The sequence below is a fragment of the Pseudomonas triclosanedens genome, assembly GCF_026686735.1.
Classification (GTDB): Bacteria; Pseudomonadota; Gammaproteobacteria; order Pseudomonadales; family Pseudomonadaceae; genus Pseudomonas; species Pseudomonas triclosanedens.
Map to the genome: position 1 here is coordinate 3,364,538 of NZ_CP113432.1, position 21,983 is coordinate 3,386,520.

General features: G+C 65.9%; 24 protein-coding genes. 12 read left to right on the forward strand and 12 right to left on the reverse strand.

Annotation, left to right across the window (positions count from 1 at the left end; translation table 11 throughout):
• Positions 1-58: 58 nt before the first annotated feature.
• Entirely contained in the window at positions 59-1,693 is a 1,635-nt protein-coding gene (mqo, locus tag OU419_RS15360) for a malate dehydrogenase (quinone) (protein WP_254474063.1), read from the reverse strand.
• A 401-nt stretch (positions 1,694-2,094) separates the two neighbouring features.
• Here mqo and OU419_RS15365 point away from each other — a divergent pair, with 401 nt between their 5' ends.
• From OU419_RS15365 to OU419_RS15405, 9 genes are all read left to right on the forward strand, one after another.
• Positions 2,095-2,844 (forward strand): GntR family transcriptional regulator, encoded by a 750-nt coding sequence (locus OU419_RS15365; RefSeq protein ID WP_254474062.1) that lies wholly within the window; start codon positions 2,095-2,097, stop codon positions 2,842-2,844.
• The gene (locus tag OU419_RS15370) at positions 2,841-4,628 is read left to right on the forward strand and encodes a fumarate reductase/succinate dehydrogenase flavoprotein subunit (protein WP_254474060.1); all 1,788 of its coding nucleotides are present in this window, start codon (positions 2,841-2,843) and stop codon (positions 4,626-4,628) included. The genes OU419_RS15365 and OU419_RS15370 overlap by 4 nt, the downstream gene beginning before the upstream one ends.
• A 12-nt stretch (positions 4,629-4,640) precedes the next feature.
• Positions 4,641-4,886: a 4Fe-4S dicluster domain-containing protein gene (locus OU419_RS15375; protein ID WP_254474058.1), complete on the forward strand. Its 246-nt coding sequence runs from the start codon at positions 4,641-4,643 to the stop codon at positions 4,884-4,886.
• Positions 4,887-5,087: 201 nt separating this feature from the next.
• Entirely contained in the window at positions 5,088-6,494 is a 1,407-nt protein-coding gene (locus OU419_RS15380; RefSeq protein WP_254474056.1) for an ABC transporter substrate-binding protein, read from the forward strand.
• Between the two features lie 49 nt (positions 6,495-6,543).
• Positions 6,544-7,332 (forward strand): ABC transporter permease, encoded by a 789-nt coding sequence (locus OU419_RS15385; RefSeq protein ID WP_254474054.1) that lies wholly within the window; start codon positions 6,544-6,546, stop codon positions 7,330-7,332.
• Entirely contained in the window at positions 7,329-8,180 is an 852-nt protein-coding gene (locus OU419_RS15390; protein WP_254474051.1) for an ABC transporter ATP-binding protein, read from the forward strand. Before OU419_RS15385 ends, OU419_RS15390 begins: the two co-directional genes overlap by 4 nt.
• Complete coding sequence (locus OU419_RS15395) at positions 8,177-9,148, forward strand: HEAT repeat domain-containing protein (RefSeq protein ID WP_254474050.1); 972 nt, start codon at positions 8,177-8,179, stop codon at positions 9,146-9,148. Before OU419_RS15390 ends, OU419_RS15395 begins: the two co-directional genes overlap by 4 nt.
• A complete protein-coding gene (locus OU419_RS15400) occupies positions 9,145-9,447 on the forward strand; it encodes a DUF971 domain-containing protein (RefSeq protein ID WP_254474048.1) in 303 nt (100 codons plus the stop codon). Before OU419_RS15395 ends, OU419_RS15400 begins: the two co-directional genes overlap by 4 nt.
• Before the next feature lie 180 nt (positions 9,448-9,627).
• Entirely contained in the window at positions 9,628-9,858 is a 231-nt protein-coding gene (locus OU419_RS15405) for a hypothetical protein (RefSeq protein ID WP_254474046.1), read from the forward strand.
• A gap of 3 nt (positions 9,859-9,861) precedes the next feature.
• Here OU419_RS15405 and OU419_RS15410 read toward each other — a convergent pair whose 3' ends face one another.
• Positions 9,862-10,290, reverse strand: coding sequence for a nuclear transport factor 2 family protein (locus tag OU419_RS15410; RefSeq protein WP_254474044.1), 429 nt, complete (start codon positions 10,288-10,290; stop codon positions 9,862-9,864).
• A 456-nt stretch (positions 10,291-10,746) separates the two neighbouring features.
• On the opposite strand from OU419_RS15410, the gene OU419_RS15415 reads away from it, so the two are divergent.
• From OU419_RS15415 to OU419_RS15425, 3 genes are all read left to right on the forward strand, one after another.
• Positions 10,747-11,160 carry a hypothetical protein gene (locus tag OU419_RS15415; RefSeq protein ID WP_254474043.1) on the forward strand — a complete coding sequence of 138 codons (414 nt, stop codon included), beginning with the start codon at positions 10,747-10,749 and terminating at the stop codon, positions 11,158-11,160.
• Between the two features lie 163 nt (positions 11,161-11,323).
• Positions 11,324-11,503 carry a hypothetical protein gene (locus OU419_RS15420; RefSeq protein ID WP_024762799.1) on the forward strand — a complete coding sequence of 60 codons (180 nt, stop codon included), beginning with the start codon at positions 11,324-11,326 and terminating at the stop codon, positions 11,501-11,503.
• A 75-nt stretch (positions 11,504-11,578) separates the two neighbouring features.
• Positions 11,579-12,193 carry a GNAT family N-acetyltransferase gene (locus OU419_RS15425; protein ID WP_254474041.1) on the forward strand — a complete coding sequence of 205 codons (615 nt, stop codon included), beginning with the start codon at positions 11,579-11,581 and terminating at the stop codon, positions 12,191-12,193.
• Here the strand turns inward: OU419_RS15425 and OU419_RS15430 are convergent.
• From OU419_RS15430 to OU419_RS15475, 10 genes are all read right to left on the reverse strand, one after another.
• Entirely contained in the window at positions 12,156-13,085 is a 930-nt protein-coding gene (locus tag OU419_RS15430; RefSeq protein WP_254474039.1) for an NTP transferase domain-containing protein, read from the reverse strand. The two genes, OU419_RS15425 and OU419_RS15430, sit on opposite strands and share 38 nt — an antisense overlap.
• Positions 13,086-13,094: 9 nt before the next feature.
• Positions 13,095-14,600 (reverse strand): aldehyde dehydrogenase family protein, encoded by a 1,506-nt coding sequence (locus OU419_RS15435; RefSeq protein ID WP_254474037.1) that lies wholly within the window; start codon positions 14,598-14,600, stop codon positions 13,095-13,097.
• A 17-nt stretch (positions 14,601-14,617) separates the two neighbouring features.
• A complete protein-coding gene (locus OU419_RS15440) occupies positions 14,618-15,649 on the reverse strand; it encodes an aminoglycoside phosphotransferase family protein (protein ID WP_254474036.1) in 1,032 nt (343 codons plus the stop codon).
• Between the two features lie 4 nt (positions 15,650-15,653).
• The gene (locus OU419_RS15445; protein ID WP_254474035.1) at positions 15,654-15,998 is read right to left on the reverse strand and encodes a cupin domain-containing protein; all 345 of its coding nucleotides are present in this window, start codon (positions 15,996-15,998) and stop codon (positions 15,654-15,656) included.
• A gap of 180 nt (positions 15,999-16,178) precedes the next feature.
• A complete protein-coding gene (locus OU419_RS15450; protein ID WP_254474034.1) occupies positions 16,179-16,544 on the reverse strand; it encodes a cupin domain-containing protein in 366 nt (121 codons plus the stop codon).
• Positions 16,537-17,838, reverse strand: coding sequence for a glycosyltransferase (locus OU419_RS15455; RefSeq protein ID WP_254474033.1), 1,302 nt, complete (start codon positions 17,836-17,838; stop codon positions 16,537-16,539). The genes OU419_RS15450 and OU419_RS15455 overlap by 8 nt, the downstream gene beginning before the upstream one ends.
• Before the next feature lie 31 nt (positions 17,839-17,869).
• Complete coding sequence (locus tag OU419_RS15460) at positions 17,870-18,949, reverse strand: ABC transporter ATP-binding protein (RefSeq protein ID WP_254474032.1); 1,080 nt, start codon at positions 18,947-18,949, stop codon at positions 17,870-17,872.
• Positions 18,942-19,748, reverse strand: coding sequence for an ABC transporter permease (locus OU419_RS15465; RefSeq protein ID WP_254474031.1), 807 nt, complete (start codon positions 19,746-19,748; stop codon positions 18,942-18,944). Before OU419_RS15465 ends, OU419_RS15460 begins: the two co-directional genes overlap by 8 nt.
• Positions 19,741-20,613 carry an ABC transporter permease gene (locus OU419_RS15470; protein WP_254474030.1) on the reverse strand — a complete coding sequence of 291 codons (873 nt, stop codon included), beginning with the start codon at positions 20,611-20,613 and terminating at the stop codon, positions 19,741-19,743. Before OU419_RS15470 ends, OU419_RS15465 begins: the two co-directional genes overlap by 8 nt.
• Positions 20,614-20,788: 175 nt before the next feature.
• Positions 20,789-21,838, reverse strand: coding sequence for a polyamine ABC transporter substrate-binding protein (locus OU419_RS15475; RefSeq protein WP_254474028.1), 1,050 nt, complete (start codon positions 21,836-21,838; stop codon positions 20,789-20,791).
• Positions 21,839-21,983 lie beyond the last annotated feature (145 nt).

Genomic DNA, 21,983 nt, shown 5'->3' on the forward strand with positions numbered 1-21,983 from the left:
CAAAGCACAAGGCCCGCCGAGTGGCGGGCCTTGTGTATCACGGCGATGGAGCGCTGCTTCAGAGCGCCATATCGTTGGCAGCCTTGGCGGCCGGCGCGGCGTCTACCGGTTGCGCGGGCATGGACTGGTCGATGGCCGGCGGCGGGGCCAGTTGCAGGACTTCGCTGGTGTAGGCCCACTCCTGCGCGGTTTTCTCCGGGCTATCGTTGAGCCTGGTACCGTAGCTGGGGACGATCTGCCGGATCTTCGCCTGCCATTGCGGGGTGGCGACCTTGTCCTTGAACACCTTCTCCAGCACGCTGAGCATGATCGGCGCGGCAGTGGAAGCGCCCGGCGACGCACCCAGCAGGCCGGCGATGCTGCCGTCGGCGGAAGCCACGATCTCGGTGCCGAGTTTCAGCACGCCGCCCTTCTCCTCGTCGCGCTTGATGATCTGCACGCGCTGGCCGGCCTGCCAGAGGCGCCAGTCTTCGGCCTTGGCCTCCGGGAAATACTCGCGCAGCGCAGCGAGGCGGTCTTCGTCGGAGAGCATCAGTTGGCCGGCGAGGTACTCCACCAGCGGGTACTCGTCGATGCCCACGCGGGTCATCGGCCAGAAATTGTGGACGTTGGTGCTGCCCAGCAGGTCCAGGTAGGAGCCTTCCTTGAGGAACTTGGTGGAGAAGGTGGCGAACGGCCCGAACAGGATCACGCGCTTGCCGTCGAGCACACGGGTATCCAGGTGCGGCACGGACATCGGCGGCGCGCCGACCGACGCCTTGCCGTAGGCCTTGGCCAGGTGCTGCTGGGCGATGCCCGGGTTCTCGGTGACCAGGAACGAACCACCGACCGGGAAGCCGGCGTAGTCCTTGGCTTCATCGATGCCGGATTTCTGCAGAAGGCGCAGCGCGCCGCCACCGGCACCGATAAAGACGAACTTGGCGTCGGTCTCGGTGCCGCTGCCATCCTTCAGGTTCTTGTACTCGACGCGCCAGCTACCGTCGTCGTTGCGGGTGATGTTCTCGACTTCGCTGGAGAGCTTCATCGAGAAGTTCGGCTTGCTTTGCAGGTAGCCGGCGAACTGGCGGGTGATCTCGCCGAAGTTCACGTCGGTGCCCAGCGGCGACCAGGTGGCGGCGATCCTCTGCGCGGGGTCGCGGCCTTCCATCATCAGCGGCACCCACTTGGCGATCTGCACCGGGTCCTCGGAGTACTGCATGCCGCGGAACAGCGGGCTGGCCTGCAGCGCCTCGTAGCGCTTCCTGAGGAAGGCGATGTTCTCGTCGCCCCAGACGAAGCTCATGTGCGGAGTGGAGTTGATGAAGGAGCGAGGATCCTTCAGCACGCCGCTCTTCACCTGCCAGGCCCAGAACTGGCGGGAGATCTGGAACGATTCGTTGATCTCGATGGCCTTGGCGATGCTGACCTTGCCGTCCTTGTCCTGCGGCGTGTAGTTCAGTTCGGCCAGGGCGGAGTGGCCGGTGCCGGCGTTGTTCCAGCCGTTGGAGCTTTCCAGGGCGACGCCATCCAGGCGCTCGACCATCTCCATGCTCCAGCCCGGCTCCAGCTCGTTCAGCCAGACGCCCAGGGTGGTGCTCATGATGCCGCCGCCGATCAGCAGCACATCGACCTTCTTGGTTTGCTCGGCATAGGCGGGCGCGCAAGTCACAGCAATAGCGAGGCCCAGCAGAGGCCCGCCGAATTTCTTGATCATTAGAGGAATCTCGTCGTTAGGGCTTGGCCTGCCCCACCGGCGTCATTCAGCGTGAAGGCCCGCGGCCTCCAGGGAAGCGCGGGCGACAGTACGACGGGATGGAAACAGGGGTCACTTCCCTCCTCCGCCGGCTCTGTGGCCAGTTGATGGAGTGAGAGACACGTCCTGCGCAGAGACACACGCAAAGCCGGAGGCCCTGGTTTGTTCTTCTAATAACCTGTGACTAGGTTGCATGACCTGCTGAAACGTTTCGCCATTCTATAGAAGCGGCACGGTATCACCAACCATTCTGCTCAACTATCAGCCCCGTGACACCGCATAAGGTTATGCAAAATGATTCCTTCAATTGCGCCAGTTATTCCTCCTATAGTTCTCCAACTCGTCATAACAAGTTATGAGCTATGGCCGAACTACTCCCGCTCTCCCCCGTTCCACTGTACAGCCAGCTCAAGGAGCTGCTGCGCACCCGCATTCTCGACGGCACCTATCCGCCGCACAGCCGCATGCCCTCGGAGTCCGAGCTGGGCAAGTTCTTCGAGGTCAGCCGCATCACCGTTCGCCAGGCACTTGGCGACCTGCAGAAGGAAGGGCTGATCTTCAAGATCCACGGCAAGGGCACTTTCGTCGCCAAGCCCAAGGCGTTCCAGAACGTCAGCACCCTGCAAGGCCTGGGTGAATCCATGAGCCAGCGCGGCTATGAAGTGATCAACCGTCTGCGCAGCTTCAAGGTGGTGCCGGCCAGCGCGCAGGTGGCCGAACGCCTGCAACTGGCCGAGGGCGACAGCGTGGTGGAAATCAAGCGCGCGCGCCTGGTCAACCGCGAACTGGTGTCCCTGGAGATCACCTACCTGCCGGAAGCCGTCGGCCGCCGGCTGGAAAAGGCCGACCTGGTCAGCCGCGACATCTTCCTGATCCTGGAGAACGACTGCGCCCTGCCCCTGGGCCATGCCGACCTGGCCATCGACGCCATCCTCGCCGACGCCGAACTGGCCCGAGCGCTGGAGCTGGAAGAAGGCTCGCCGGTCATGCGCATCGAGCGCCTGACCCACACCGCCGACGGCCAGCCGCTGGACTACGAACACCTCTATTACCGTGGCGATGCCTTCCAGTACCGCCTGCGCATCGACCGCCACAAGGGCCCCCAAGCATGAGCCGATTCGAGATTCCCGCAGACAAGGAACTGGACTACGACATCGTGGTGATCGGTGGCGGCACCGCCGGGCCGATGGCTGCGATCAAGGCCAAGGAGGCCAACCGCGAGCTGCGCGTGCTGCTGGTGGACAAGGCCAACGTCAAGCGCAGCGGCGCCATCAGCATGGGCATGGACGGCCTGAACAACGCCATCATTCCCGGCCACGCCACGCCCGAGCAGTACACCAAGGAAATCACCGTCGCCAACGACGGCATCGTCAACCAGGCGGCGGTATATGCCTACGCCACCCATAGCTTCGAGACCCTGCAGCAACTGGACCGCTGGGGCGTGAAGTTCGAGAAGGACGAGGTTGGCGACTACGCGGTGAAGAAGGTCCACCACATGGGCGCCTACGTGCTGCCGATGCCCGAGGGCCACGACATCAAGAAGGTGCTGTATCGCCAGCTCAAGCGGGCGCGCATCGAGATCACCAACCGCCTGGTCGCCACCCGCCTGCTCACCGATGCCGACGGGGCGGTCAACGGCCTGCTCGGCTTCGACTGCCGCACCGCGCAATTCCAGGTGATCCGCGCCAAGGCCGTGGTGCTCGCCTGCGGTGCCGCCGGGCGCCTGGGCCTGCCTTCGTCCGGCTACCTGATGGGTACCTACGAGAACCCGACAAACGCCGGCGACGGCTATGCGATGGCCTACCACGCCGGAGCGGAGCTGGCGAACCTCGAATGCTTCCAGATCAACCCGCTGATCAAGGACTACAACGGCCCGGCCTGCGCCTACGTCACCGGCCCGCTGGGCGGCTACACCGCCAACAGCAAGGGTGAGCGCTTCATCGAGTGCGACTACTGGAGCGGCCAGATGATGTGGGAGTTCCACCAGGAACTCGAAGGCGGCAACGGGCCGGTGTTCCTCAAGCTCGACCACCTCGCCGAAGAGACCATCCAGACCATCGAGGAAATCCTGCACAGCAACGAACGGCCCAGCCGCGGGCAGTTCCATGCAGGACGCGGCACCGACTATCGCCAGCAGATGGTGGAGATGCACATCTCCGAGATCGGCTTTTGCTCCGGCCACTCCGCGTCAGGCGTGTGGGTCAACGAGAAGGCCGAGACCAGCGTCAAGGGCCTGTACTCGGCCGGCGACATGGCCGCGGTGCCGCACAACTACATGCTCGGCGCCTTTACCTACGGCTGGTTCGCCGGCACCAACGCCGCACAGTACGTGGCCGGGCGCGAGTTCAGCGAGGTAGATCGCGAGCAGGTGGCGCGCGAGCGCGAGCGCATCTTCGCCCCGCTCAAGCGAGAGCACGGCCTGCCGCCGGCGCAGGTGGAATACAAGCTGCGGCGCATGGTCAACGACTACCTGCAGCCGCCGAAGGTGACGAAGAAGATGGAAATCGGCCTGCAACGCTTCGCCGAGATCGCCCTAGACCTCGACCAGATGAAGGCCAACAACCCGCACGAACTGATGCGTGCGATGGAGGTCAGCGTGATCCGCGACTGCGCCGAAATGGCCGCCCGCGCCTCGCTGTTCCGTACCGAAAGCCGCTGGGGCCTCTACCACCACCGCGTCGACTATCCGCAACGCAACGATGCCGATTGGTTCTGCCACGCCCATCTGAAGAAGGATGCCAACGGCGCCATGACCAGCTTCAAGAAGGCCATCGAGCCCTACCTGATCGCCCTCGACGACGACGAACAACAAGCCTACGAGCGGCTGCGGGTGAAGCACCAGGCACCGCCGCAAGAACCAGCCGGCCGCTACGACGGCCTGCAAGCGACACGATGAGGACCGCGTGCAATGGCCTACCAACCCCAGGAAATCTTCTTCCGCTCCAGCGCCCCGGTGACGGTGGATGCGGACAAGTGCATCGCCGACAAGGGATGCACCGTCTGCGTCGAAGTCTGCCCGATGGACCTGCTGGCCATCGACCCGACCACCCGCAAGGCCTACATGGCCTTCGACGAATGCTGGTACTGCATGCCCTGCGAGAAGGACTGCCCGACCGGTGCGGTTAAGGTCGAGATTCCGTACCTGCTGCGTTGAGCTATCGCTCTTCCGGATATCGCTGCGTTCCACCCACGATACGGGTGCTTCGCAGGATTGCGCGGAGCCAAGCGATAGCCATGTCCGAACAAGAAATGCCATCCGGCCAACGACCGGACGCCTGATGCACCGCCCCTCGTTTCCCACCGCGCACCAGCGGCGGAGACGACTCCAATACTCACGATTCGAGGGGAAACACCCATGACCTTGCGTACCACCCTGGCCGGCCTCGCGCTCGCCATCGCCAGCCTGTCCGCCCATGCGCAGACCATCCGGGTCGCCATCGGCACCCAGGACACCACCATCAACTGCGCCGCCGGCGGCCTGCTGATCCGCGAACTCGGCCTGCTCGACAAATACCTGCCCCACGACGGCAAGTACAAGGACGCGCAGTACGACGTGCAATGGAAGAACTTCACCAGCGGCGCGCCGCTGACCAACGAGATGCTCGCCGGCAAGCTGGACTTTGGCGCGATGGCCGACTTCCCCGGCTCGCTCAACGGCGTTGCCCATGAAGCCGCCGACAAGCGCAGCCTGTTCATCAGCGTGCTTTCGGGCAGCACCCAGGGCAGCGGCAACGGCATCGTGGTGCCCGCCTCGTCCAGGGTGCAGTCGCTGGCCGAGCTCAAGGGCCAGACCATCTCCGTGCCGTTCGCTTCCACCGCCCACGGCATGCTGCTGCGCGCCATCGCCGCCCAGGGTTGGGACCCGGAAAAGGACGTCACCATCATCGCCCAACCGCCGGAAGTCGCCGGCTCCGCGCTGCAGGCCGGAAAGATCGCCGCCCACGCCGACTTCGTGCCCTTCGCCGAGCTGTTCGAGAGCCGTGGCTTCGCCCGCAAGATCTACGACGGGTTCCAGGCCAAGGCGCCGACCTTCCACGGCGCGCTGGTGGAAGCCGACTACGCGCAGCGCTACCCGGAAATCGTCGAGGCTTACCTGCGCGCGACCTACGAAGCCAACCAACTGCTCGCCCGCGAGCCGGAAAAGTACAGCGAGCTGATCGAGAAAGTCGCCGGCATCCCCGCCGAGGTCAATTATCTGTTCCACGGCCCGCTCGGCCTGCAAACCCGCGACCTCACCTGGAAGCCCGAATACCGCCAGGCGGTAGCCACCGCCATCGATACCCTGAAGCTGCTGAAGAAGGCCGACCGCGGGCTGAACGTCGAGCAGTTCGTCGACGACCGCTACATCCGCGCCGCCTTCAAGGCCGCCGGCGCCAACTACGAGGCAGCACTGAAGAACTACGCGCAGCAACCGCTGCCGGGCAACGACGCGCTGACCGGCAAGCCCATCGACGATAGCCGCCGTGTGGCGCAGATCTGGGTACGCGGCGAGCCGCAGGTGCGCAGCTATGCCTCGGCCAGCGAGGCGCTGGGCCAACTGGCCGAACTCAAGCGAGCAGGCAAGGACATCCGTGCGGTGTACGCCCAGGCCAGCGACAGCGGCATCAAGCTGCTCGCCGCCCAGGCCTGGTTCGTTCGCGGTAGCGATGGCTCGCTGGATGCCTTCCTGTTGCGCGAGCAGGCCGACGCCTTCGCTCGCCAACACGGTGGCGAAGTAGCGGACTTCGCCTCCGCCAGCCAGCAGGCCGTGGCCAGCCGCTGAACCGAGGACCAGCCCCGGCGCCCGCGCCGGGGCTGGCGGAGACAAGCCGATGAACACCACTACCCTCACCCGCTGGAGCCTGCGCCTGGCCTCGCTGCTGCTTTGCCTTGCGCTGTGGCAGCTACTCAGCGCCCGCCACGTCAACCTCGGCGTCATCACCTTCGCCAATGTGCCCGGCCCGCGCGAGGTACTGGACGCCGCCTGGAACCTCGCGCAATCGAGCAAGCTCGGCCGCCACCTGGGCAGCAGCCTGTTGCGCGTGCTCGCCGGCTACCTGCTGGCTGCCTTCGCCGGCATCCTCCTCGGGCTGCTCATCGGCCGAGGCCGATGGGCGCGCGACAGCCTGCTGCCGCCGCTGGAAGTGCTGCGGCCGATCCCGGCGGTGGCGTGGATTCCGCTGGCGATCCTGATGTTCCCCAGTTCCGAGCTGTCGATGATCTTCATCACCTTCACCGGCGCCCTGTTCCCCATCCTGCTCAACACCATCCACGGTGTCGAGGCGCTCGACCCGCGCCTGCTCGCCTCAACCCGCAGCCTGGGTGCCGGCCGCCTGGCGCTGCTGCGCGAAGTGGTCCTGCCGGGCGCCGCGCCAAGCATCGTCACCGGCCTTGCCATCGGCATGGGCACCTCGTGGTTCTGCCTGGTGACCGCCGAGATGATCTCCGGGCAATGGGGCATCGGCTACTACACCTGGGAGTCCTACACCTTGCAGAACTACCCCGATATCGTCGTCGGCATGCTGCTCATCGGCGTGCTCGGCATGGCCAGCAGCCTGCTGGTGCGCCAGCTCGGCGCCCTCGCCACGCCCTGGCAGCGCCGGGCCGGAGGCAAGCCATGAGCCTGCCCGCCAGCGCACCGGGGCGCGTGCGCGTCGACGGCCTGTCGATCCACCTGGGAACCGGCCACGAGACGTTCGAGGCCGTGCAGTCCCTGAGTTTCAACCTTGAGCCGGGCGAGTTCGTCTGCGTGCTCGGTCCTTCCGGCTGCGGCAAGTCCACGCTGCTTGGCGCCCTTGCCGGCCATCTGGCCCCCAGCGGCGGCTATCTGGAAGTGGACGGCAGTGCCGTCGCCGGCCCCTCGCCGGAACGCGGCATGGTGTTCCAGCACCACACTCTGCTGCCCTGGCGGCGGGTGCGCGACAACGTCGCCTTCGGCCTGAAGATGCGTGGCGTGCCGCGCGCCGAACGCAACCGCCGGGCGGATGAGCTGCTCAAGCTGGTCGGCCTGTCCGGCTTCGCCGAGCACTGGCCGTCGCAGCTCTCCGGCGGCATGCAGCAGCGCGTGGAAATCGCCCGCGTACTGATCAACCAGCCATGCCTGCTGCTCATGGACGAACCTTTCGGCGCCCTGGACGCACAGACGAGGATGATGATGCAGGAGCTGCTGCTGGATATCTGGACGCGTCTGCGCACCAGCGTGCTGTTCGTCACCCATGACATCGACGAGGCGTTGTTCCTCGCCGACCGCATCCTGGTGATGAGCCCGCGTCCCGGACGCATCCTCGAAGACATCCGCCTCGACTTCCCGCGCCCGCGTCACGCCGACCTGCTCACCAGCCCGGAATTCTCGCGCCTCAAGCGCCACTGCCTGGAACTGCTGCGCCACGAAGAAGGCCGCCAGTTGCCAAGGCTGACGCCCCTGGGCCTGCCCATCAACGAAAACACCCGACCGCGATTCGCCATATGACCCAGCACACTCTCAGCACCGACAACCCCGACATCCTCGCCCTGCAGCCACGCCTGCGGGACGCCGACGCCAGCGTGCGGCGCATCGCTCTGATCGAGCTGGCGGACCTGGAAGACCCCGATGGCCTGCCCTGGCTCACCCACGCGCTGAACCTCGATGACGCCGCCAGCGTCCGCACCGAGGCCGCGCGGCTACTGGAAGCCTGGGAAGAGCCGGAGGTGGTGGACGCGCTCTGCCATGCCCTGGCCGATAGCGACGACGAAGTGCGCGCAGCAGCAGCCCAGAGTCTGAGCGAACTCAAGACCTGCCAAGCCGGTCTGCGCCTGCTGCCCTGGACCACTCACCCCGACAGCTTCGTGCGCCGCAGTGCACTGCGCGCCCTGCGCGAACTACGCCTGGAAGACGCCGCCGAACCGGCGCTGAGCGCCCTGCAAGACCCCGACGCCGGCGTTCGCCGCGAAGCCGTAGGCATTCTCGGCTGGCTCAAGCGCACCGATGCGCTGCCACACCTGGCGCGCATGACCTGTGACGACCCGGATGCCGACGTGCGCCGCGCCGCCGTCGGCGCGCTGGGCCTGGCCATCGACGCCAGCGTGCTGCCGGCACTGCGCGCGGCACTGGTCGACCCGGCCTGGCAGGTGCGCGAGGAAGCCGCCGGCACCCTTGGCAAGCTGGCCCTGGCGGAAGCCGGCGAGGCGCTGATCCAGGCACTGGGTGACGACTTCTGGCAGGTCCGCCTACGCGCGGCCCGCTCCCTGGGCCGGCTACGTCATCGGCCAGCGCTGGCGGGCTTGCAGGTGGTGCTCGGTCACGCCATCAGCAACCTGCGCAAGGAAGCGGCGCTGGCACTCGGCGAGCTGGGCTGCGTCGAGGCGGTCGAAGCCCTGCGCGAAGCTGTGGACGATGGCGACCCGGAGGTGCGCAAGGCGGTACGCATCGCCCTGGCGCAACTGGGGCAACCGGTGTGAACGCGCCGGTCGCCCTGCAACGCCGCAGTGCGGCAGGCACGCTGCGTATCCAGTGGGAGGATGGTAGCGAGCAGTACATCGCCATTGCCCGCCTGCGTGGGGCCTGCCCCTGCTCGCAATGCCGGGCGGCGCGCCTGCGCGGGCGGATCGACGTGGTTGCCGCCGGGGTCGGCCTGGATGCCATGCACCTGCAGGGCTACGGTGTGCAACTGGTCTTCGACGATGGCCACGATCGCGGCATCTATCCCTGGGAGTATCTGCGTGGCCTCACTGGTGAGGCCCGCGCGGACGCCAACTAGCGGCGGCGGGCAGCAACTACGCTTGCTGCGTGTCCCTGTTGCCGTCGAGCGCCGTCATCATGAACGAACCGGAAATACCCTCGCTGGACAATGACATCTGCGTCCACATCTTCTCTGTCTCGGCCACGATGGTCGGGGGTCTGCCTGACGGTCATCGGCATCATCCGGGTGCTACTGACCTTGCGTCAGCAGGATCTGATCATCGACGACCTGGTGGCGATCAACATGATGTTCTACGTGGTGTCGGCGTTCTGCGCCTACTGGAGCCTGCGCGTGCACCGCATCCATCGCACCCGGCGCGGGCAACTGATGATGCACGTCGCCGACAGCGTATTCCTCAGCGCACTGCTGTTCACGGCGGTCAACGCCGGCATCATCACCTGGATGGTGACGCTGACGCCGACCGCCTGAGCCTCAGCCCTTGTGCGCCGCCAGGTACGGCGCAAGACGCCGGCCCATCTCGGCGCCGAGGGCTTGCAGGCCGCTGAGCGGACGCACCATCACCTCGAACTCGACGATACGGCCCTGCTCGTCGAAGCGGATCAGATCGATACCCTTCAGCTCGCGGTCGCCCACGCGCGCGCTGAACTCCAGCACCACGCTCAGGCCGTCGCCGGTCGCCAATTCGCGGTGGTAGCGGAAGTCCTCGAAGACCTGGATCACGGTGTTGAGGATAGTCGCCACCACCGGCGCGCCAGGGTACGGAGTGTGCGCCATCGGCGAACGGAATACGGCCTTGGGGTCCAGCAGCGCGGGCAAGGCGCCGAGGTCGCGATTGGCGACCATCTCGTGCCAGCGCTGCAGGGACTGGGCGGCGGCGGGTTGCAGTTTGAGTTCCGGCATTGGAAGGCTCCAGGCTGTGGTCGGCGAGCGGTCGCGGCGCCAAGTGCGGGCATCGGCGTGCCCTGTCCGGACCCAAGATAGTGAGACGCACCGGGGCGCTCAATGATCGTAAATGACCAATCACTGATCGCACTGCACACCTGAGGAACTGCCGCCCGTCCGAACGACAGCCTGCTGGCGGGCATCGGCAACGCCCGATGGCCCCCGCACAGCCACGCCGAGCACGCTTGGCTATTGCCACGCGCCTGCATATGCAGGAATGCTCGTTGACAGTCCGGCGGCGGTTAAGTGTCATGGCGATTCATACAGGCAAATGGCGTTGCCGGCGGACAATGCGATTCCGCGCATCCACAACGGTGCACCCGGCTCTGCCGCGATGACGAAGACGCAAGAACCGGCGACCTCGGCGTCGCCCCCCGGACGTTCATTGCTTCATCGACACAGGAGATGCCGGCGATGTTGAACCAGGCAGCCCGGAATACCCCGGAAGTCGATATCGACGATCAGTTCTTCCTCGCCTTCGAGATCCAGGTCCTGCAAAAGGCTCTGCCGGCGTTCGAAGAAGCCTCCCGCTTCGCCCGCGACCGAGGCTTGCGCTGTAGCGTGGAACTGATTACCAACGCCGATGGCCACCCCGAACTGAGTCTGCTCGCCAGGCAGCGCGACGATCTGCCGGATAGCTGTTACCGGCTCATCGCCGATCCCCATACCCAGGGCATCATTCACGAAGAGTTCACCGCGGTGAGCCGGCGCACACGCCGCCAGACGAGCCTGCTCTCGTCGCTCAACGGACGAATGCTGGAGCTGCAACTGGCAGCGTTCTTCATGCACTCGTTCGGTATGCGCCTGGACTACGCGATGGAGCGTTGACCGGCTTGCGACTCGCCAGTCGTCGGATCGGTCGGCGCCGGACATGCCGTTCCATCGGAGCAGCCCTGCCAGGAATGATTTATGGCAACGCCGGGACTGCGGGAACCGCTATCATTGGCGGCCTGTGCGCCGTTTCGTGCGTGTTTCCCGTCGTAGTTCCGCCATGAATGAATTCCTCGTCCACTTCCAGGACGGTCATTGCCTGGGCAAGACCGTGCTGCGCTCGTTCTCTCGCCAGATGACTCTCTCGGAAGCCCGCGTGCGTCTGCAAGCCTGCTATCCGCTGCGTGTCCCGCACCTGCTGAACATCCTGCATCTCACGCCGATGCTGCCGGGGCGCTAGGGCTCCCGTCGCGCGGCTACGAAAAGCGCCCGGCATCCGTTACGCTCTGGGACCATTCCGCCAAGAGCCGCCCACATGCCCGCCCCTGCCTGCCCCCACCTGATCGGCGATATCGTCGAACTCCAGCCCCTGCGCGCCGAGCACGCCCCCGCGTTGCTCGCGGCCGCTGCCGATGGCCGACTGTGGGAGCTGAAGGTAACGGTGGTTCCGGGGCCGGAGACGGTGGCCGGCTACATCGACAAGGCCCTGGCCGGCCTGCAGGAGGGCAGCGTGATGCCCTTCGCCATCCTCGACCGGCGCAACGCAAGCATCGTCGGCAGCACGCGCTTCTGGAAGATCGACCGGGCCAACCGCAAGCTGGAGATCGGCCATACCTGGCTGGCGCAGTCGGCGCAACGCACGCCGATCAACACCGAAGCCAAGCTCCTGCTGCTGACTTACGCCTTCGAGCAGATGGGCTGCGTACGCGTGCAGTTCACCACCGACGAGCTGAACGAGAAGTCCCGCAAGGCGATCCTGCGCCTGGGCGCGGTGCAGGAAGGCATCGTCCGCCACGAGCGAATCATGCCCGACGGCCGCAAGCGCAACTCGGTGCGTTTCAGCATCATCGACAGCGAATGGCCGCAGGTGAAGGCCGGGCTGCTGGCGCGCCTCAGCCGGGCTCCACTCGTACCGCCTGCAACCGGCTGAACGCCGGCACCCGCGCACCACTGGCAACGCGCACGCCCGGCCCGAACACCACGCACGGCTCGACCACCACGTCGGCGGCCAGCTCGGTATCGGCGCTGAAGTACACCGACTGCGCATCGGCGAGCGTCACTCCGGCACGCATCGCCTGCTGCCTGCGACGGCGCTGGAATACCTGCTCGGCGGCATGCAGTTGCTCGCGGTCGTTGACGCCGAGGATGTCATCCTCCTCCACCTCCACGGCAGCCACCCGCAACCCGGCGCGATGGGCGAGTTCCACCGCGTCGGTCAGGTAGTACTCGCCCTGGGCGTTGGCGTTGCCGATACGCTCCAGCAGCCACAGGCAATGGTCGGCGCGCAGCCCCATCACGCCGCCGTTGCACAACCGCACCTGCAACTCTTGCGGCGTGCAGTCTTTCGCCTCGCGGATGGCCTGCAACTGGCCATCCTCCAGCAGCAAGCGCCCATAGCCACCGGGCGATTCGCTGGTGAAACCCGCCACCGCCACCGCGGCTCCGCCGCTCAGCGCCGCGCGCAACTTCGCCAGCGTCTCGCCGCTGACCAGCGGCGAATCGCCGAACAGCACCAGTACGCAGCCCTGGCTGTGCTCCTCCAGCACTTCGCGGGCGGCCAGCAGCGCATGGGCTGTGCCGAGCCGTTCGCGCTGGACGAAACATCGCGCCTGCGGGGCGACCTGCGCCAGGTAGTCGCCCACCTGGGGCGAGTCCGGCCCGATCACCACCGCCAGCCGGTCGACTCCGGCGGTTTCGCAGGTCGCCAGCACATGCCCCAGCAGTGGCCGGTTACCAACGCAGTGCATCACTTTCGGCAGGGCCGAACGCATGCGCGTGCCCTGCCCGGCGGCGAGGATCACCGCCAGCGTGGAGACGTCCATGTAGCCTCCTCAGCCCTGGTAGAACACATCGTCGGCATACGGGTACCACCAGGAATGGATCTGCGGCTGGTGGTCGATGATCACCATCTTCGAGCGGCGGAAGGCGTCCAGGCCCTGGCGGCCCAGCTCGCGGCCCAGGCCGGACATCTTCCAGCCACCGAACGGCAAGGCATCGTTGTCGATCAGCGGGTTGTTGACCCAGACCATGCCCGCTTCCAGCCGATCTGCCGCCTCCATCGCCTCGGCCAGGTCGGTGGTGAACAGCGAAGCGCCCAGGCCGAAGGGCGAGTCGTTGGCCAGGCGCACGGCTTCGTCGAAGTCCTTCACCTTGCAGATGGCCGCCACCGGCCCGAAGCACTCTTCGTGGAAGATCGCCATCTCCGCCGTCACGTCGGTGAGGATGGTCGGCTCGTAGTACCACCCGACCGGCAGATGCGCGGGAATGCGCCCGCCGCAGACCAGCGTGGCCCCCTTGGCCAGGGCGTCGTCCACCAGGCGCATTACCTTGGCGCGGGCCGCCTCGCTGACCATCGGGCCGATCTCGGAACGCTCCAGGCCGTGGCCGATGCGCAGCGCGCGGGTGCGTTCGGCGAAGCGTGCGACGAACTCGTCATGGATATCCTCGACCACGAAGAATCGCTCCGCCGAGGTACAGATCTGCCCGCTCAGATGAAAGGCCGCGGTCACCGCGCCGGCCGCCGCAACCTCCAGCGGCGCATGGCGCGAGATGATCATCGGGTCGCTGCCGCCCGCCTCGATCACCGCTGGCTTCATGCGTTCGGCACAGGCCACCGCCACTGCCTTGCCGGCGGCCACGCTACCGGTGAAGGCCACGGCATGGGTGCGCTGCGACTGAACCAGGCACTGCGCCGTGCTGGCATCGCCCGGCACGCAACTGACCATGCCGGCAGGCAGAACCTTGAAGTGCTCCATGAACTTCAGCGAGCACAGCGTGGTGCTTTCCGCCGGCTTGACGATACAGGCGTTGCCCGCCGCCAGCGACGCGGCCAGGGTCCAGCACATCAGCAGGATCGGGAAGTTGAACGGCATGATGTGCACGCTGACACCGCAGGGTTCGTAGCGCACATGCTGGAACGAGCCAAGCTGTGTGGTCCCGGCCACCTTCCCGGCTTCATCGCGGGCCATCTCGGCGTAGTAGCGGAAGATCGGCGCACAGTTGGCCAGCTCGCCCATCGCCTCGGGGAATGGCTTGCCCATTTCCAGGGTCATCAGCCGCGCGACTTCGCGCTGGGTGGCCTGGTCGGTCTCGATGGCGTTGGCCAACTGATGCAGGATCGCCGCGCGGCTCTTGGCATCGACGCGCTTCCACTCGCGCTGGGCTGCGTTGGCGGCATCGATGGCGGCGTCCACATCCTCGGCATCGCACAGGGCAATACGGCCGACCCGGGTGAGGTCGGCGGGGTTGATGATGTCGCGCTGGCGACGGGTCAACGCGCCCTGGTAGTGCGGGCCGATGTAACGCAGGGCCGAATCGGTCTGGAATGCGATGGTCATGGTGTGCTCCGCAAGGGTCAGTAGGTGGCCAGGCGCTGGACGAGGGTTTCGCCGGTCAGCGGCTGGCGCCAGGATGGAAGTTCGGCATCGAGCAGGTCGCGCAGCCGGGCCAGGCGCTGGTCCTCCAGCGCGCGCCGGAACAGGCCGAGCACGCGCGGCAGGTGCGCCAGATAGCCGGTCTTGCCGTCGCGCCGCGCCAGCCGCACGAAGATGCCCAGCACCTTGGCATGGCGCTGGGCGGCCAGCACCCGGTAGTCGGCCATGAAACGGCGGCGGTCCAGCTCGGGGCGCAGGTTCAGGTAGTGATCCAGCAGGGCCGCCCGCAGCGCCTCGGGCACATCGCGGCGGGCGTCCTCCAGCAGGGACATCAGGTCATAGGCCGGCGACCCGCAGAGGGCGTCCTGGAAATCCAGCAGCCCGCAGGCGGCAACGCCTTCGCGGCCTTCCAGCAACATCAGGTTGTCGACGTGGTAGTCGCGCAGCACCAGCACCTCGCGGCACATGGCGACATCACGGCAGGCCGCGGCGAAGGTGTCGAGGTAGGCATCGCGCAATTGCGCCGCACCTCGAGCACCGATCAGCAGCGGCGCATACCAGTCGATGAACAGCGCGGCCTCGTCGGCCAGGCGCTGGGCATCGTAGGCGTGCGTGCCCTCCGCGGCCTGCGGGCCGGCCCGGTGCAGGCGCAGCAAGGCATCCACGGCGAGACGGTACAGCCCCGCCTCGTCGTGGCCCGCCGCAAGCAGCCGGGTATAGGTGGCCTGGCCGAAATCCTCCACCAGCGCCAGGCCCAGTTCGCCGTCGGCAGCCAGCACCCTCGGCGCCGACAATCCGCAGCCGCGCAACGACTGCGCCACCTGCAGATATGGCGCCAACGGCTCGGCGCCGGGTGGCGAGTCCATCAGCAACAGGCCCTTGCCGTCGAGGCGGAAGTAACGGCGCATCGAAGCGTCCGCCGGCAGCGCGGTGATGGCCGCGCCGGACAGGCCGCTGCTTTCGAGGAAGGTCTCGCGGGCGGCGGCGCGGGTGGTTTCGCAAGGCAGGCTCATGGCATCACCGGATCATGTAGACCTTCTTGATGGTCTCGTGCACGGTGCACACGCCCTTCCAGTCCTTGGGAAAGAAGGCCGCAGTGTCCGGCTCGATCTCGATCACCTCGCCGGACTCATGCACATAGGTGCAGCGGCCTTCGAGGAAGTGGCAGAACTCGTCGCTGGTCACGTGGCAGAACCACTTGCCCGGCGTGCAGTGCCAGATGCCGCACTCGGACTGGCCTTCCGGCCCCTTGTGCAGGACCACGCCGCTGATGTGAGACTCGCCTTCGAGCATGGTCGGGATCACGCCCCAGTCCTTGAGTTCGGTGACTTGCAGCGGGCGGTAGATAACGGGGGTCTTCATCGTTCACTCCTGATGAGTCGAATCATGTAGGGCGCATAACCGCTTGCGGTTATCCGCCGGTGGGATCGGGTGGAACTCGATGGCGGATAACGCTTGTGGCGTTATGCGCCCTACGATCGAATTTCGAGCCGGGCGTAGGGCGAATAACCGCTTGCGGTTATCCGCCGATGGAATCGGAAATCACGCCAACATGTAGAGATTGCGTATCGTGCTGTGCACCGTGCATTCGCCGGTCCAGCCGGCGGGGAACAGCACCAGGGTGTCGGGCTCCACTTCGATCACCTCGCCGTCATCCGAGCGGTAGGTCGCGCGGCCGGACACGAAGTGGCACAGCTCGTCTCGCGGGATCGACAGCCGCCAACGGCCAGGCGTACAGACCCACAGTCCGCTCTCCGGGCTGTTGTTCGGCCCCTTGAACAGCAGGCGGCCGCTGGAGTGCGACACCCCCTCCAGGGCGTCGGACTGCACGCCCCAGTCCACCAGTTCGTCGTAGTCACGGGCGCCGCGGATGTGCGGCGCCGTCGAGGCGGCGTTGAACTCAGGCATGCTTCACCGCCTTGCCCTGGACGAGCTGGTCGAGGATGCGCGCGGCGTCTTCCGGGCCCTTGCGCGAGCGCATGTAGTCGCTCGTGCGGCGCAGGCGTTCGCCCATCAGCGAATCGCCCAGCAGTTGGCCGATGTTGCGTGCGAGGTCCTCCTCGCTCCAGTCGTAGCGGTCCATGCGCAGGCCGTGGCCGCTTTCCTGGGCGCGCATGGCGTTGTCGTGGCCGTCCCAGACGTAGGGCATGACGATGGCCGGCTTGCCGAAGTACAGGCACTCGGTGAAGCTGTTGTTGCCGCCGTGGTGGATCACCGCATCGACCTGGGCGATCACCGAGGGCTGCGGGTACCAGTTGGAGACGATCACGTTGTCCGGCAGGTCGGTGTACTTCTCCAGGTGCTCGCCAACATTGAACAGCGCGCGGTACGGCAGCTTGCCGATGGCCCGCACCAGGCGCTGCAACAGCTCCACGTCGCCGGAGCCGAGGCTGCCGAAGCTCACGTACAGCAGCGGCTTGTCGTTGTGTGCCTTGAACTGCGGAATCTCGTAGGGCTTGTCGGTGCGCACGCAGCCCTGCAGGTAATGGAACTGCCGGGCCGGCAGCGGATGGCGGCGCTCGAACTTCACCGGGTCGGGGTAGAGCAGCAGGTTCATGTACGGCGACTCTTCAAAGAACACGCCCAGCGGATAGGGACGCTCGCCGCACTGGGCGAGGAAGTCGTTGAAGTTGGCGTGGATCGGCGCGATCACTTCCTCGAAGCGCTTCCGGAAGCGCGCATGGCCTTCCTTGTCGTCCACGCTCATGCCCGACAGGTACGGCGGGATGTCCGGGTCGTGCACTTCGTTCTCCGAGCAGGAGATGATCCTTACCCAGGGTTTGCCGTAGTGCTTGATGGCCGGGAAAAGGATCACGTTGTCGACGCAGATCAGGTCCGGCTTGATGCGGTCGAGAATCGCCGGCAGCTCCTTCTGTGCCCATTTGGAAGTCTCCACGATGGCCTGCCAGCACTCCTTCACGTAGTTGTCGAGCTGGTCGATGGGCGCCTTGCGGAAGTTGGGGATGTGGCCGTTGATGAAGTCCGACCAGTAGCGCGCCATCTCCTCGGCCGGCATCGGCTCGGACATGTTCACGTAGTGCTCCTCGAAGCCGTAGGCGGAGTACACCCCGGTCATGCCCGGGTCGGTGAGGAACACCGCCTTGTGCCCCAGCGCCTCGCAGGCCTGGGCGATTCCGACTGAGTTCAGGGCCGGGCCGTAGGCGGCCTCGGGGAAGAATGCGATGACCTTGCGTTCACTCATGGTGCTCTCCTGTCGATCTTGTTGTAGGCAATCAGTGAGTCAGCACGCGGGCATGCCGCGCATCCCAGCCCAGTTGCACCGGCATGCCGGCGGCGAGGCGTAGGTAGTCGTAGTCGGATGAAGGCACGCGGACGATCAGCGGCTTGCTGGACAGCGCCGTGTTGACGTGCAGGTTGGTGTCCAGGCCGTGGTAGGCGACTTCCGCCACCTCGCCGCGGATCTGGTTGTCGCAGGCCGGCGTGGCGTCGGTGAGCACCCGCAGGCGTTCCGGGCGCAGGGCCAGGGTGACGTTCTCCGGGCCGGCTTCGGCGGTGGTCTCGATGGCCAGTAACTGGTCGCCGGCCTGCAACCGCCCGGTGCCCACGCGGCGACCCTCGATCAGGTTGCTGACGCCGATGAAGTCGGCGACGAAGCGGCTGCCGGGATATTCGTACAACTCGCCGGGGCTGCCGCACTGGCAGACCTTGCCGTCGCGCAGCACGGCCATGCGGTCGGACATGACCAGCGCTTCCTCCTGGTCGTGGGTGACCATGATGAAGGTGATACCGCTTTCGTGCTGCAGGCGCTTGAGCTCAAGCTGCATCTTCTCGCGCAGCTTCTTGTCCAGCGCGCCGAGCGGCTCGTCCAGCAGCAGTACGCGCGGGCGCTTTACCAGCGCGCGGGCCAGGGCCACGCGCTGGCGCTGGCCGCCGGAAAGCTGGTCCGGGCGACGGTTGGCCAGTTGCCCGAGCTGCGCGGTTTCCAGCACCGCGTCGACGCGCTGGCGGATTTCGCCGGCGGGCAGTTTTTCCATCTCCAGGCCGTAGGCGATGTTGCCGCGCACCGTCATGTTGGGGAACAGCGCATAGGACTGGAACATCAGGTTCAGCGGCCGTTTGTTCGGCGGCAGTGGCGAGATGTCCCGGCCATCCAGGTAGATGCAGCCGGCGCTGGGGGTCTCGAAGCCGGCGATCATCCGCATCAGGGTGGTCTTGCCGCATCCCGACGGCCCCAGCAGCGCGAAGAACTCATTCTCGCGAATCGCCAGGGAAACCTGGTCCACCGCGGTCAGGCCTTCGCCATAGGATTTGCTGACCTGATCCAGCACCAGCAGGTCGGAAGACTTAGTCATGGGCTTTGGGCACCTTGTTCAGACGTTGGGAGGCGAACAGCGCGGTGAAGCTGACCAGCATCACCAGGGTGGCGAGGGCGTTGATTTCGGGAGTCACGCCGAAGCGGATCATCGAGTAGATCTGCATCGGCAGCGTGGTGGATGCGCTGCCGGAGCCGGCGTTGAAGAAGGCGATGATGAATTCGTCCACCGACAGGGTGAACGCCAGCAACCCGCCGGCCAGCACGCCGGGGAAGATCGCCGGGAGCAGCACCCGCCGCGCGGTGGTGAACCAGCCGGCGCCGAGGTCGATGGATGCTTCGAGGATCGAATAGTCGAAGTGCTTGAGACGCGTGCGCACCACCGCGCAGACGAAGGCGATGTTGAACACGACATGGCTCAGGATGACCGAGTGCAGCCCCAGGCTCATCTTCAGCAGGTTGAAGAAACTCAGCAGCGCGATGGCCAGGACGATGTCGGGAATGATCATCGGCGCCATCAGCAGGGTATCGGCGAGGTTCGCGCCCTTCCTGGCTGAATTGTTGCGCGCGCGCATCTCCACGCCCAGGGCGAGCAATGTGCCGAGCAGGCAGGCGATGAAGGTGGAGGTCAGCGCGACGATCAGCGTATTGAGCGCCGCATGCTGGATCGAAGCATTGGCCAACAGCTTGCCGTACCACTTGAGCGACGCACCGCCCCAGGCGGTGGGCAGCCCGCTGGCATTGAACGACAGCAGGATCAGCACCAGGATCGGCACATAGAGGAAGGCATACACCAGCCACAGGTGCGCGCCGAGGGCGAAGCCTGAATGGTTACGCATGGCGTTCGCCCTCCGCGCCCTGGGCCCGGCGCGATACCAGGGCCTGGATGAACAGCAGCAGCATCATGATGCCGATCAGGAAGAAGCTCAGCGCCGCGCCGAACGGCCAGTCTCGCGCGGTGAGAAACTGCGCGTAGATCAGGTTGCCGACCATCTGCACCTGCTTGCCGCCGAGCAGATCGGCGGTGATGAAGTTGCCGATCGACAGCACGAAGACGAACACCGCGCCCGCCGCGACGCCGGGCACCGACAGCGGCAGGATCACCCGGCGGAAGGTGGTCCAGCCGGACGCGCCGAGGTCCCGCGAGGCTTCCCACAGCTCGTTGTCGATGCGCGACAGCGAGCTGTAGATGGCGAGGATGACGAAGGGGATGTAGTTGTAGACCAGCCCGAGCACCACGGTCGCATCGGTGTACAGCAGGCTGATCGGCTCGCCGCTGTACCCCACCAGGCTGAACAGGCGGTTGAGCAGCCCCTCGCGATTGAGCAGGACGATCCAGGCGTAGGTGCGGATCAGGTAGTTGCTCCAGAACGGCAGCATCACCAGGAACAGGTACACCGCCTGCCTGCGCGGCGTGGCGCGGGTGATGGCATAGGCCGCCGGATAGCCGATCAGCACCGCATAGAGGGTGGCGAGGCCGGCGATCTTCGCCGAACGCAGCAGGATATCCAGGTACAGCGGGTCCACCGCGCGGCGGTAGTTTTCCCAGGTGAATACGTAATCGATGCCACCATAGGCGCCACGTTCGAGAAAGCTGTAGACCAGCACCAGCAGGCACGGCAGCAACAGGAACAGGGCCAGCCATCCCAGGCCGGGCGCGAGCAGCCAGGCCGACAGTCTTCGGTCGGCGGACAAAGCGGTCATGCGTGACTCCCCCAACCCCGCTCAGGCGGGGTGCTTCAGGGTGATTGGATGCAGTGAAATTGCGGGGCGAGCCAGGGCACGGCAAAGCAAGAACAAGCGCGGACACGGAATCCAGGCCGCCGAACGGGCAGGCCCATGCTTGTTCTCAGCGCAGCACGCCCAGGCGCAGCCGGCCCTATTGCGCAGCCATGATCTCGGTCACGGCGCGGGTGTAGGCCTTCTGCGTCTCGCCGCCCACATCACGCAACTGCTGTTGCTTGACCAGTTCTGCCGGCGTGGTGGTGAGGTTCGGGTACTTGGCCAGCAGGTCGGGCTTCAAGGTCGCCATCGCCGCCTGGTTGGGCACCTTGTAGAGGATGTTCTCCGCGACCCACGCATGGTTGGCCGGTTCGAGCATGTAGTTGATGAAGCGATAGGCCGCCTCGGGGTTCTTCGAACTCTTGAGCACCACCATCGTGTCCACCCAGAGGTCGGAGCCCTCCTTCGGCACGACGAACTTGATCGCTTCGTTGGCCTGCGTGCCGTAGTTGCACCAGCCGTCCCAGGCATGGGCCATCAGCGCCTCGCCGGAGGCCAGCTTGGAGTAGAAAGTAGTGTCGTCGAAGGACAGCAGGCGCTTCTTGGTGGCGATCAACTGGTCGCGCACCGCACTGATCTGCTCCGGGTTGCCGTCGTTCACCGACCAGCCGTTGGCGAGGAAGCCCGCGCCCAGCAGCCAGCGGTCGGTGGCCAGCATGGTGGTCTTGCCCTTGAGGGCATCGGAAGGCTTGAGCAGGTCACTCCAACTGGCCGGCGCGGGGCTGACCTTGTCCGAGCGATAGCAGATGCCGGTGGTGCCCCAAGTGTAGGGCACGGAGAAGTGGTTGCCCGGGTCGTATTCGAGCTTCTGCGCTTCGGGATAGAGATTCTTGAGGTTCGGCACCTTGGCCGGATCGATCTCGGCGAGCAGGCCCTGCTTGTGCAGGATCTCGGCGAAAGGCGAGGAAACGAACACCACGTCGTAGCCGTCGCCGCCGGAGGCCATGAGCTTGCCCATGATCTCTTCGTTGGTGGCGTGGAGGGACTTGTCGGCTTCGAGGCCGGTGGCCTTCTGGAACTTCTCCAGGGCATCCGGGGCCATGTAGCCGTCCCAGATGGAGATCACCAGATCCTTGGCGCTGGCGGTGGTGGCGGACAGCGTGAGCGCGAGGGTAGCCCCCGCGTAGAGCATGGTCTTCAGCTTCATCTTGCGCACCTGACGATTGGTTGTTGTTGTGTCGACGGCAGCGGAACGAAAAGCGAACTACATGTCTTTTTTTAAAAATAAAAACCGAACAACTGGCGAAGTCAATACTTTCTTGCATTCTTGTTGCACCACCTTCCCTGTGGCA

What these genes read in the sequence shown, in the direction of transcription:
- OU419_RS15460 (WP_254474032.1), bottom strand. Translation starts at nt 18,949, where the DNA reads ATGACTAAGTCTTCCGACCTGCTGGTGCTGGATCAGGTCAGCAAATCC.
- OU419_RS15375 (WP_254474058.1), top strand. Translation starts at nt 4,641, where the DNA reads ATGGCCTACCAACCCCAGGAAATCTTCTTCCGCTCCAGCGCCCCGGTG.
- OU419_RS15430 (WP_254474039.1), bottom strand. Translation starts at nt 13,085, where the DNA reads ATGGACGTCTCCACGCTGGCGGTGATCCTCGCCGCCGGGCAGGGCACG.
- OU419_RS15465 (WP_254474031.1), bottom strand. Translation starts at nt 19,748, where the DNA reads ATGCGTAACCATTCAGGCTTCGCCCTCGGCGCGCACCTGTGGCTGGTG.
- OU419_RS15440 (WP_254474036.1), bottom strand. Translation starts at nt 15,649, where the DNA reads ATGAGCCTGCCTTGCGAAACCACCCGCGCCGCCGCCCGCGAGACCTTC.
- OU419_RS15380 (WP_254474056.1), top strand. Translation starts at nt 5,088, where the DNA reads ATGACCTTGCGTACCACCCTGGCCGGCCTCGCGCTCGCCATCGCCAGC.
- OU419_RS15365 (WP_254474062.1), top strand. Translation starts at nt 2,095, where the DNA reads ATGGCCGAACTACTCCCGCTCTCCCCCGTTCCACTGTACAGCCAGCTC.
- OU419_RS15420 (WP_024762799.1), top strand. Translation starts at nt 11,324, where the DNA reads ATGAATGAATTCCTCGTCCACTTCCAGGACGGTCATTGCCTGGGCAAG.
- OU419_RS15410 (WP_254474044.1), bottom strand. Translation starts at nt 10,290, where the DNA reads ATGCCGGAACTCAAACTGCAACCCGCCGCCGCCCAGTCCCTGCAGCGC.
- OU419_RS15470 (WP_254474030.1), bottom strand. Translation starts at nt 20,613, where the DNA reads ATGACCGCTTTGTCCGCCGACCGAAGACTGTCGGCCTGGCTGCTCGCG.
- OU419_RS15385 (WP_254474054.1), top strand. Translation starts at nt 6,544, where the DNA reads ATGAACACCACTACCCTCACCCGCTGGAGCCTGCGCCTGGCCTCGCTG.
- OU419_RS15475 (WP_254474028.1), bottom strand. Translation starts at nt 21,838, where the DNA reads ATGAAGCTGAAGACCATGCTCTACGCGGGGGCTACCCTCGCGCTCACG.
- OU419_RS15415 (WP_254474043.1), top strand. Translation starts at nt 10,747, where the DNA reads ATGTTGAACCAGGCAGCCCGGAATACCCCGGAAGTCGATATCGACGAT.
- OU419_RS15455 (WP_254474033.1), bottom strand. Translation starts at nt 17,838, where the DNA reads ATGAGTGAACGCAAGGTCATCGCATTCTTCCCCGAGGCCGCCTACGGC.
- OU419_RS15425 (WP_254474041.1), top strand. Translation starts at nt 11,579, where the DNA reads ATGCCCGCCCCTGCCTGCCCCCACCTGATCGGCGATATCGTCGAACTC.
- OU419_RS15370 (WP_254474060.1), top strand. Translation starts at nt 2,841, where the DNA reads ATGAGCCGATTCGAGATTCCCGCAGACAAGGAACTGGACTACGACATC.
- OU419_RS15450 (WP_254474034.1), bottom strand. Translation starts at nt 16,544, where the DNA reads ATGCCTGAGTTCAACGCCGCCTCGACGGCGCCGCACATCCGCGGCGCC.
- OU419_RS15445 (WP_254474035.1), bottom strand. Translation starts at nt 15,998, where the DNA reads ATGAAGACCCCCGTTATCTACCGCCCGCTGCAAGTCACCGAACTCAAG.
- mqo (WP_254474063.1), bottom strand. Translation starts at nt 1,693, where the DNA reads ATGATCAAGAAATTCGGCGGGCCTCTGCTGGGCCTCGCTATTGCTGTG.
- OU419_RS15390 (WP_254474051.1), top strand. Translation starts at nt 7,329, where the DNA reads ATGAGCCTGCCCGCCAGCGCACCGGGGCGCGTGCGCGTCGACGGCCTG.
- OU419_RS15435 (WP_254474037.1), bottom strand. Translation starts at nt 14,600, where the DNA reads ATGACCATCGCATTCCAGACCGATTCGGCCCTGCGTTACATCGGCCCG.
- OU419_RS15395 (WP_254474050.1), top strand. Translation starts at nt 8,177, where the DNA reads ATGACCCAGCACACTCTCAGCACCGACAACCCCGACATCCTCGCCCTG.